Source organism: Streptomyces kebangsaanensis, from assembly GCF_001906585.1.
Taxonomy (GTDB): Bacteria; Actinomycetota; Actinomycetes; order Streptomycetales; family Streptomycetaceae; genus Streptomyces; species Streptomyces kebangsaanensis.
This window is the reverse complement of the sequence record NZ_JUJA01000085.1, coordinates 24948-34651: the sequence shown is the minus strand read 5'-3', so window position 1 is coordinate 34651 and position 9704 is coordinate 24948. Positions and strand designations below refer to the sequence as shown.

General features: G+C 72.4%; 9 protein-coding genes. 3 read left to right on the top strand and 6 right to left on the bottom strand.

The window, feature by feature from the left end:
• The first annotated feature begins 119 nt into the window (after positions 1-119).
• On the top strand, positions 120-677 hold the full coding sequence (locus tag RH94_RS12635; RefSeq protein WP_073947705.1) for a GH25 family lysozyme: 558 nt from the start codon (positions 120-122) through the stop codon (positions 675-677).
• 14 nt (positions 678-691) lie between these two features.
• Here RH94_RS12635 and RH94_RS12630 read toward each other — a convergent pair whose 3' ends face one another.
• On the bottom strand, positions 692-1351 hold the full coding sequence (locus RH94_RS12630) for a TetR/AcrR family transcriptional regulator (protein ID WP_073947704.1): 660 nt from the start codon (positions 1349-1351) through the stop codon (positions 692-694).
• Positions 1352-1471: 120 nt separating this feature from the next.
• Between RH94_RS12630 and RH94_RS12625 the strand changes: the two genes are divergently transcribed.
• Positions 1472-2311, top strand: a complete 840-nt coding sequence (locus RH94_RS12625; protein WP_073947703.1) for a patatin-like phospholipase family protein — start codon at positions 1472-1474, stop codon at positions 2309-2311.
• 373 nt (positions 2312-2684) lie between these two features.
• On the top strand, positions 2685-4985 hold the full coding sequence (locus RH94_RS12620) for a peptidoglycan recognition protein family protein (RefSeq protein WP_073947702.1): 2301 nt from the start codon (positions 2685-2687) through the stop codon (positions 4983-4985).
• A 25-nt stretch (positions 4986-5010) separates the two neighbouring features.
• Here RH94_RS12620 and RH94_RS12615 read toward each other — a convergent pair whose 3' ends face one another.
• The 5 genes from RH94_RS12615 to RH94_RS12595 all read right to left on the bottom strand — a co-directional run bounded on the left by RH94_RS12615 (position 5011) and on the right by RH94_RS12595 (position 9607).
• Entirely contained in the window at positions 5011-5925 is a 915-nt protein-coding gene (locus RH94_RS12615) for a MerR family transcriptional regulator (RefSeq protein ID WP_073947701.1), read from the bottom strand.
• 68 nt (positions 5926-5993) lie between these two features.
• Entirely contained in the window at positions 5994-7184 is a 1191-nt protein-coding gene (locus RH94_RS12610; protein WP_073947700.1) for a YVTN family beta-propeller repeat protein, read from the bottom strand.
• The gene (locus RH94_RS12605) at positions 7184-7978 is read right to left on the bottom strand and encodes a polysaccharide deacetylase family protein (RefSeq protein ID WP_073947699.1); all 795 of its coding nucleotides are present in this window, start codon (positions 7976-7978) and stop codon (positions 7184-7186) included. Before RH94_RS12605 ends, RH94_RS12610 begins: the two co-directional genes overlap by 1 nt.
• Before the next feature lie 83 nt (positions 7979-8061).
• The gene (locus RH94_RS12600) at positions 8062-8565 is read right to left on the bottom strand and encodes an ATP-binding protein (protein ID WP_073947698.1); all 504 of its coding nucleotides are present in this window, start codon (positions 8563-8565) and stop codon (positions 8062-8064) included.
• A gap of 274 nt (positions 8566-8839) precedes the next feature.
• A complete protein-coding gene (locus RH94_RS12595) occupies positions 8840-9607 on the bottom strand; it encodes an enoyl-CoA hydratase/isomerase family protein (protein WP_073947697.1) in 768 nt (255 codons plus the stop codon).
• Positions 9608-9704 lie beyond the last annotated feature (97 nt).

Here is a 9704-nt window from a genome sequence, read left to right as displayed (position 1 = left end):
CTGGGTTCGGTGGTCGACCGGAGCTGATGTTCGAACGCCCTGAGGGGATCGTCCGTAGGGGAGACGGGGCAGAACACGACCAACGACTCCTCCCCCCACGGCACTTTCAGGGAGTGTGCATGCTGCACGGCATCGACGTGAGCGCCTACCAGTCCTCCACGTACGGCACGAGCGGCTCCTCCTTCGTCTTCATCAAGGCGACGGAGGGCCGTTCGTACGTGAACTCTAAGCTCAGCGCCCAGACCAAGCACGGCCGCGACGCGGGCCTGGTCGTCGGCTTCTACCACTTCCTGTGGCCGGGCAACATCACGGCCCAGGCGGAGTACTTCGTCTCCCACGCCCCCGAGAAGGCGGGCGACATCCTCGCCGTCGACTGGGAGACCACGGGCGAGGGCACCCACGCGAGCAACGCGGAGAAGGACCAGTTCATCCGCAAGGTCAAGGCCCTCCGCCCGCACAACAGGGTGATCCTCTACACCAACCGCAACTTCTGGCTCAACGTCGACACCACCTCCTACGCGGGCGACGGCCTGTGGATCGCGGACTACGTCGCCGCCGGCCACCCCCGCATCAAGGCGAAGTGGCTCTTCCACCAGTACACCGACGACCCGCACGACACGAACGTGGCGAACTTCAGCAGCAAGGCGGCCCTGCGGGAGTGGGCCAAGGGCGCCTGAGCCGGACGGAGGGCTCACCCCCGCCGCTGCGAGCCCAGATCGAGCAGCACCTGGCCGAGTTGAGCCTCGGTGAGCGCGGCCCCGGGCAGACCCGACGCGACCGGACGGGCGCGCAGGCCGTCGAGGAGCAGGGCCAGCGGGCGCCGCCAGGCGTCCGCCGCGGCCGTGGTCAGCGCGGGAACGGCCCGGCCCAGCGCGGCGAGGGCGAACAGCAGGTCCTCGGTGGTGACGTCCGGGCGGATCACGCCCTGCTCCTGACCGCGCCGGAGCAGCCCGCCGACCGTCTCGCGGTGGTGGACGTGGATCGCCTCCAGCGAGGTGACGCCCTTGAGTCCCGTCGTCATCAGGTCGTTGGTGCCCCGGTCCGCCGCCAGACCTGCGAACACCGCCCGCAGATACTCCGTCAGGCCCGCCCACGCGTCCTCGGCGCCCCGGGCGCGCTCGCCCGCCGCCGTCGTTCCCGTCAGCGCGTCCCGGAAGACCTCGTCGACGAGCGCGGCACGGCTCGGGAAGTGGCGGTAGAGCGTGGCGTTGCCCACGCCCGCCCGCCGGGCGATCTCGTCGAGGGGCGCGTCCAGGCCCTGTTCGGCGAAGACCTCGCGGGCCGCCTCCACCAGCAGCCCGCGGTTGCGCCGCGCGTCACGGCGCCGCACCGGTGACGGTTCGCCCACCATGTCTCCCTCTCTCCGACCTCGGTACCGGGGACTGCTCCCCGGTACCGATGCTATCGTCGCCCGCAGAAGCGGGGACTACTCCCCGTTTCCTCTCGACGCACATCCACGGAAGGGGGAGGCATGGCCGACACCGCACTCGTGCTCGGCGGCGGTGGACCGATCGGCGGGGCCTGGCTGGTCGGGGTGCTCGCCGGGCTGGCCGAGGCCGGAATCGATCCGGGTGCCGCCGACGTCGTGATCGGCACCTCCGCGGGCGCCGTCTTCGGTTCCCGGCTCGCATCGGGGGTCTCGCCGGCCGAGCTGTACGAGCGTCAGCTGTCCGGTGCGGACGCGATCCGCCTTCCGGTGACCCTCGGACAGACGGCGCGCTTCATGTGGGCGGCGCTCGGCTCCCGCGACCCGGAGCGGTCCGTGGCCCGCCTCGGCCGTACGGCCCTGAGTGCCCGGACCGGCCCCGAGTCGCAGGTCTTCGACACGATCGGCCCCCTCCTGGGCGACGTGCGCGACTGGCCCGCGCGTGAGGTACGGATCACCGCGGTCGACGCCCTCACCGGAGAGGTCGAGGCGTTCGACGCGCGCTCCGGTGTCACGCTCCTCGAAGCGGTCGCGGCGAGTTGCGCCGTGCCCGTGGTGTGGCCGCCGGTCACGGTCGCGGGCCGGCGCTGGCTGGACGGCGGCTGCCGCTCGACGGCCAACCTCCAGCTCGCGCGCGGCTGTCGCCGGGTCGTGGCGGTGGCGCCGATCCCCCGGGCGGTCGGCCCGCACCCGAGCGCCGCGCGCCAGGCGGCCGAGCTGTCCGGCGACGGGTCGCGGGTCGTGCTGCTCTCCCCGGACCGTGCCGCACGCCGTGCGATGGGCCGCGACATGACGGACGACACGCGCCGCCCCGCCGCCGCCCGCGCGGGCCGCGCCCAGGGCGTCGCACTCGCCGCGTCCGTGGCGGAGGTCTGGCACGGGTGACGTCCGGACGGGGCCGACATCGCGCCACGCCCGGGGGCTTCTCCTTCTCCGCCGGTCACGGATTCCTTCGACCTCGGACGGCGGGAGGACGGAGGGGGAACGGACCGGTTCTTTCTCGTCCGTGAACAAGCCGCTGCCGCAGGCGAGTTGCTCCGCCTTCGGGCCCGCCCGTGCCCGCGCCCGGGCCGCCCTTCCCCCGGTCCCGGGCTCCCGGCCCGACGAGCCGGACATGTGGTCCATGCCACTTGCCGCTTCGCGGCATGACGGCGCAACCTTTGGCGGATCTTGAGGGTCTGGTGTGTGAGTCGTCCGCCCTGCCGGTGCGGGTGCCGCCTGTTTTCTCGCTCCTCACGAAGGACATCGCAGATCCGTCATGGGTAGATCTCGTTATATCTGGGGTACGACCGCCGTGGTCTCGGCAGGGCTCGTCGGAGGACTCCTGCTGACCGGAGGCTCCGACCAGCCGGGCCGGAACGCCGACCGCGACGGCAGACCGGGCCCCGTGAAGAGCCAGGCCCGCACCGCCGCGCTGCCGACGACCGATCAGGGCACCAGGGCCACCCTGAAGCAGGACCGGACCGAGCCGTTCAGCATGCTCGGGATCACCTGGAGCGACCCCGCGGCGCGGGTCACGGGCACGATCGAGGCGCGGACCCGCGCGGCGGGATCCGGTCAGTGGTCCGACTGGCTGCGGCTGGACGGCACCGGCGGCCAGGGCGAGGCGGGCGCCCGACGCGGTGGTACCGAACCGGCCTGGGTGGGGCCGTCCGACGGCGTGGAGGTGCGGGTCACGGCGGACGGACGTACCTCCGACCGGCTGCCCGCCGGGTTGCGCCTGGACATGATCGATCCGGGCGGGGGCGACAGCGGCACCGGAGTGCCGGGCGGGATGGAGCCGGCGGGCCACCACGTCGACGCGCCCGACGATCCCGCCGAGTCGCCCGACCCCGCGGACACGGAACCGGGCGAGGTCCCCGATCCGGACGCGCCGGCCGGCGAGGAGGAGACCACGGCTCCCACCGAGCCCGAACCCCCGGTCGAGCCCGCCCCGTCGAGCCAGACGCCGACGGCCTCCCCGCCCGCCTCCCCGCCCCCGTCGGCGACGCCCAGCCCCAGCGCCAGTGCGACCGGGCCAGCGGCTCCGCCGTCCACCGCGCCGCGCCCGGCGATCGTCTCGCGTGCCGGGTGGGGTGCGGACGAGTCGATCAGCCCCGAGGAGCCCGGCTACCTGCCCGGCGGGAAGATCAAGGCGGTGGTGGTCCACCACACCGCCGAGAGCAACAACTACACCTGCGCCGACGGGCCGGCCGTCGTCCGCGGCATCTACGCCTACCACGTCAGGCAGCTGAAGTGGAAAGACCTCGGCTACAACTTCCTCGTCGACAAGTGCGGCACGGTCTACGAGGGCCGCAAGGGCGGGGTGGACCAGCCCGTCATGGGCGCCCACGCCTACGGCTTCAACGCCGAGACCACCGGCATATCCATCCTGGGCACCTACACCGACGTCGCCCCCAGCAACGCCGCCCTGACCTCGGTGGCCCGGATCGCCGCCTGGAAGCTGGGACAGTACGGCGTGAGCCCGGCCGGCACGGCCACCCTCACCGCGGGTGAGAGCGGCAGCAACTACACCCGCAAGACCTGGGCCAAGGGCGCCAAGCTGAGCCTGCCCGCCCTCCACGGCCACCGCGAAAACTACAACACCCAGTGCCCCGGCAACGCGTACTACGCCAAGCTGCCCACCCTCCGCGACTGGGCCGCCGGCCCGGTCAAGGGCCTGGCGATCAAGTCCGTCACCGGCGCAGGCCTGTCCGGCACGACGTACTACACCACGGCCGCGGTCACCGTGAGCTGGACGGCCACCACACCGTCGGCGCTGATCGGCAAGTACGAACTCCTGGTCGACGGCGAGCCCGTGGCCACCGCCGCGGGAACCGCCACCTCGGCCAGGGCCACCCTGGCGCCGGGCAGCCACCAGGTCCAGGTCCGCGCCACCCACCAGTCCGGGAAGACCGCCACCTCCGCGGCGGCCACGGTGGTCGCCGAGACGACCGCCCCCACCTTCCCGGTCAAGCCGGCCCTGGCCCTGCGCACGGGAACGGTGAACACCACCGCCGTCCCCGTCACCCTGAGCTGGAAGGCGTCCGACGACGCCGCCCTGAAGGAGGTCAGGCTCACCGCCCCGACCACCGCCACCTACGGGCCGGCCACCACCAGCGCGGGCCTCACCGCCAAGTCCGGTGCGGCGACCTCCTGGTCCCTGACCGCCCACGACCAGGCGGGCAACACCGGCACGGCCACCGTGTCCGGTACCCCCGTCATCGTCCAGGAGACGTCCGCGACCAGGACCGGCACCTGGACGGGCAAGTCCTCGACCAGCTACCTGGGCGGCAAGTCCCTCACCAGCTCGGCGAAGGACGCCTCGCTGACCTGGACCTTCACCGGCCGCTCCGTGGCCTGGCTGGTCTCCCGGGCCGCCACCTCCGGCCAGGCCCACATCTACGTCGACGGCACCAAGGCCGCCACGGTCGACCTGAAGTCGGCGACGGCCAAGTACCGGGACGCCATCTGGACCAAGACCTGGTCCACCAGCGCCAAGCACACCGTCAAGGTCGTGGTCGTCGGCACCTCGGGCCGCCCCGCCGTCACCACGGACGGCATCGTGTACCTCAAGTAGCACCGCACCGTCCGGCGCCCTGCGATCAGGGCGCCGGCACGCGGGCGCGCAGGGCGGCGATCAACCAGGCGAACTCCTTCTCGTGCGCCGGTGCGGGCGTTCCCTTCAAGGTCGCCAGCAGTTCGCGGTAGCGGGCGAGCCTGACGTTGTGGGACGCCTGTACGCGTTCGAGGACGGCACCGCGGTCGGCGTCGCCGAGCAGGTTCCGCAGTACCCCGTCGGCTTCCGGTGCCTCCGGGGCGACGCCGCGTTCGAGGGCCTGCCCGACCAGCTGGACGAGCCGCCGGGCGAACCACATGGACGCCCCGGCGGGCGACTCGTGCCCCCGGTCGGCGGCGTTGAACTCGGCCGCCCTGCGCATCTGCGCCCGGAAGTCCGGGTCCCGCAGCAGCTCGGCCAGCTCCACCCAGGCGTCGACCTGCTCGGGCGTCGGGTCGTCCGGCAGGTCCATCGCACTGCGCCGCATGCGTTCACGGATCTCCGGATCGGCGGTGTCGAGCCCGTGGAACATCTCCTCCACGAACTCCTCCATGATCCGCCTGCGTTCGGCCGCCGACAGCCGCGCCAGTTTGTTCATCAGGGTCGTCTCCTCCACACTCGAGCCACGTCGTGCCACGGTCGACAGCACCGCCCGGGTCACCTTCAACGAGCTGATCTGCGCGTCCAGCGCGGCCACGTGGGCGGCCGCGACCTCCGCGACCGTCCGCTCCCCCGCCAGCACCGTGCGCACGTCGTCCAGGCCGAGGCCCAGTTCGCGCAGGGTGCGGATCAGTTCCAGGCGGGCCACGGACGCGGCGTCGTAGAGGCGGTAGCCGCCCGGGGAGCGGGCCACCGGGGGCAGGGCGCCCTCGTCGGACCAGTAGCGGATGGTCCGCACGGTCAGTCCGGTGGCCCGGGCCAGTTCGCCGATCGTGAGCAGTCCGGTGCCGTCTTCCCTCATGCCGGCGAGTCTGCGGCTTCCAGTGGGTGGAGACTCAACCCGGGGACTCGGCCCGAGGGATCCCGCGGTCAGCGGAAGATTCCCGTGTGGCCCAGCGAGTAGCGGCCCGGCTGGGGGTAGACCGCGAGGCCGTGGGGGCCGCTGCCGACCTTGACGCGGGCGAGCTGGGCGCCGGTGCGGGTGTCGATGGCGTACACCTCGGAGTGGTAGCGGCCCGAGAGCCACAGCACCTTGCCGTCGGCGGAGACGCCGCCCATGTCGGGGCTGCCGCCGTGGGGCAGGCGCCACTTCTTGGTCAGCCCGTTCCGGGTGAAGTCGAAGACGGAGACGGTGCCCTCGCCGCGGTTGGAGACGTACATCTCGCGGGAGTCGCGGCTGACGTAGAGGCCGTGGGCGCCCTTGCCGGTGGGGAGGAAGGCCGGTTTGCCGAAGGTGTCGCCGTCCAGGATCCACAGGCCGTTGGCCACCATGTCGGCGACGTAGAACCTCTTGCCGTCGGGTGAGACCTTCACGTCCTGCGGCATCGCGCCGCGACGGTCCAGCTTCTGTTGGCCGACGACCTTCATCCCCGCCGTGTCGACCTTGAGCAGTTCGCCGCTGAACTCGCAGGAGACGATGAAGTAGCGGCCGTCCATGGAGAAGTCGGCGTGGTTGACGCCGGCGCAGCTGACCGGGACGGTCTTCGCCACCTTCATGGTGTGCGCGTCGCGGAAGACGAGCTGGCGGTCCTTGGAGGCCATGACGACGGCGTACTTGCCGTCGGGCGTGAAGTAGAGGTTGTACGGGTCGTGCACGTCGACCGGCTTGCCCGCCCTGCCGGTCTTCGGGTCGATGGGGGTCAGGGAGTTGCCGAGGTCGTTGTTGACCCACAGCGTCCTCAGGTCCCAGGACGGCACGACGTGCTGGGGCTGGCGGCCGACCGGGATGGTCTCGATGACCTTGTACGTCTTCGGGTCGATGACCGTGACGGTGTTGGAGTTGGTGTTGGGGACGTAGACACGGGAGGGGAAGTCCTTGACCACCGGGGAGAGCCGGTTCGGGCGGTCGGCGGCGTAGACGTCGGCCGGGTCGAGGACGGGCGGCATGCCGGGCAGTCCGTCGAAGGCCTGCTGCTTGGGCTCGGGCTGTGCGGGCGCCTTGCTGCCGAGGGCTTCGTCGGCCTGGTGCTCCGCGCCGCCGCCGCTGCAGGCGGGCAGTGCGGTGAGGACGAGGCAGGCGGCGCCGGCGATCAGGGCCCGGGCGATTCGAGTGGGGTGCATCAGCTCAGCAGCTCCGTGGTCGTGACCGCGTGCAGGCCGCGGCGGTCGAGTTCTTCGAGTACGTCGGGAAGGGCGGTGACCGTGTCCGGATAGCCGAAGTGCAGGCTCACCACGGAGCCGCTCCGGGCCTCGGCCAGGATCTTGCGGGTGACGGCGGGGGCGCCGGGCCGGGTGTGGTCGAGGGAGTCGACGTCGTACGACAGCACGTGCGGGTACCCGGCCGCGCGGGCCAGCCGCTGGACCAGCGGGGAGGCGGTCGGGGCGCGCGAGGGGCGGAACCAGGTGCCGATCGAGCCGGTGAGCCGCTTCAGGCGGTCCGCGCAGCCGGTGATCTCGGCGCGGGCGCCGTCCTCCGTCATCGCGTTGACGGCCAGGTGGCGCTGGGTGTGGTTGCCGAGGTCGTGGCCGCCGTCGAGGATCCGGCGGGCCATCTGCGGATACTGGTCGAGCCAGGTGCCGACGGCGAGCACGGTGAGCCGGGCGCCGTGTTTCTCGGCCTCGGTGAGCAGGGCGCGGGCGAGCGCGGGGTCGCCCTGGCCGTGGAAGGTGAGGGCGACACGGGGCCGGTCGCGCGGGCCGTGGGTGATCTGCGCGGGCTGCCGGGGGAAGGCGCGCGGGGCGGGCGCGGCCCGGGGGGACGCGGTGTCCGAAGGCCCGGAGGGCGATGCGGAGGACGGGGCGGAGTACGGGGCGGCGCCGGTGGACGAGCACCCGGCGGCGAGCGCGCCCCCGGCGACGAGTCCGGCACCGGCCCGCAGCACACCGCGGCGGTCGGTCGTGGTCACCCGCACCATTGAAGAGACACAAGGTAAGAAAAACGGGCGAATCGCGTGGACGGGTGCCGAAGTGAGTGCCGGTCAGGTGAACGAGGTGCCCGTCATCGGTCGGCCACGCGCATCTCGAACCACGTCGTCTTGCCGCGCGGCAGCAGGTCGACTCCCCAGCGGTCGGACAGCTTGTCGACGAGGAACAGGCCGCGCCCGCTGATGTCCATCTCCTGCACCGGCATCAGACACGGCAGTCCGCGGGAGGGGTCGCGGACCTCGACGCGGATCCAGCCGCGGCGGCGGCGCATCCGCAGGCCGAAGACCCTGGCGCCGGTGTGCCGTACGGCGTTGCCCACCAGTTCCGAGACGAGCAGGACGGTGTCCTCGGCCATCTTGGGCGTCAGTCCCCACTGGCGCAGGACGACGACCTGGGCGAGGCGGCGGGCGGTGGCGGCGGACTCGGGACGGGACGGCAGCGGAACCTCCGCCTCCGTCGGATTGCCGAACAACTCCAGCGCCTGTTGCGCGCGTTCGTCCTCGACCGCGGGCGACCAGCGCGCCGCGGTCGCACGTGACTGTCCCCGCGGCTGTTCGATACCCTCCAGCCCCGCCATGCCCCCATCATGGCCGTCCACGGCCTCTCCCGGGGTCGTTACGGGGGAATACGCCCCCTGGGCGCCCCCGGTACGCATCTTCCGCGCGGCATATGCCAATGGCACCTCGGGCCCCGGAACAGCCCGGCTGACCTGCGCGGACGGTTCGGCTGGCGGCAATCGACCGGCTCCCTCGACAAGACACGCTTAAGGCTGCGTTAAGGCTGCCATAAACCACTCTGCCGAGGGACCCGGATCAGACATCACGTCAATTGCAAGTCCCCGAAAGAGGGAATCACAGGAATTTCGCCTTGCCCGGACCCTCTTCCACGAAGCTGCGCATGCCGCGCTCGCGGTCCTCCGTGGCGAACAGGCCGGCGAACCAGTTGCGTTCCACGGCGAGGCCGGTCTCGAGGTCGGTCTCCAGGCCGGTGTCGATCGACTCCTTGGCGGCGCGCAGCGCGATCGCCGGCCCCTGGGCGAGCCTGGCGGCCCACGCGTGCGCCTCGGCGTAGACCTGGTCGGGTGCCACCACGCGGTCCACCAGGCCCAGCGCGAGGGCCTCGTCGGCCTTGACCTGACGGCCCGTGAAGATGAGGTCCTTGGCCTTGGAGGGGCCGATCAGCCGGGACAACCGCTGGGTGCCGCCCGCGCCGGGGATGAGGCCGAGCAGGATCTCCGGCTGGCCGAGCTTGGCGTTCTCCCCGGCGATGCGGTAGTCCGCGCAGAGCGCGAGTTCGCAGCCGCCGCCGAGCGCGTACCCCGTGACCGCGGCGACCACCGGCTTGGGGATGCGGGCCACGGCGGTGAAGGAGTCCTGCAGGGCGCGGGCCCGCACGACCATCGCCGCGTGGTCCATCACCTGCATCTCCTTGATGTCCGCGCCGGCCGCGAACACCTTCTCGCCTCCGTAGATCACCACGGCGCGCACGTCCTCGCGGCGGGTGGCCTCCTCGGCGAGCTCCTTGATCCGGTCCTGCGTGGCGACGTCGAGCGCGTTCATGGGCGGGCGGTCCAGGCGCAGCGTACCGACGCCCTCGGCGACTTCCAGAGATACGGTCATGGGAGCAGGTTAACGGGGACTAACGGCGGCCGGCCCGGTGCGGTCGGTCACACCCGGCCGGGGGTCCGGGGGTCGCCCCCGAGCAGGCACGGCACGG

Excerpts from the sequence above, each read along its gene's own strand:
- RH94_RS12635 (WP_073947705.1), top strand. The coding sequence starts at position 120 with ATGCTGCACGGCATCGACGTGAGCGCCTACCAGTCCTCCACGTACGGC.
- RH94_RS12630 (WP_073947704.1), bottom strand. The coding sequence starts at position 1,351 with ATGGTGGGCGAACCGTCACCGGTGCGGCGCCGTGACGCGCGGCGCAAC.
- RH94_RS12625 (WP_073947703.1), top strand. The coding sequence starts at position 1,472 with ATGGCCGACACCGCACTCGTGCTCGGCGGCGGTGGACCGATCGGCGGG.
- RH94_RS12620 (WP_073947702.1), top strand. The coding sequence starts at position 2,685 with ATGGGTAGATCTCGTTATATCTGGGGTACGACCGCCGTGGTCTCGGCA.
- RH94_RS12615 (WP_073947701.1), bottom strand. The coding sequence starts at position 5,925 with ATGAGGGAAGACGGCACCGGACTGCTCACGATCGGCGAACTGGCCCGG.
- RH94_RS12610 (WP_073947700.1), bottom strand. The coding sequence starts at position 7,184 with ATGCACCCCACTCGAATCGCCCGGGCCCTGATCGCCGGCGCCGCCTGC.
- RH94_RS12605 (WP_073947699.1), bottom strand. The coding sequence starts at position 7,978 with ATGGTGCGGGTGACCACGACCGACCGCCGCGGTGTGCTGCGGGCCGGT.
- RH94_RS12600 (WP_073947698.1), bottom strand. The coding sequence starts at position 8,565 with ATGGCGGGGCTGGAGGGTATCGAACAGCCGCGGGGACAGTCACGTGCG.
- RH94_RS12595 (WP_073947697.1), bottom strand. The coding sequence starts at position 9,607 with ATGACCGTATCTCTGGAAGTCGCCGAGGGCGTCGGTACGCTGCGCCTG.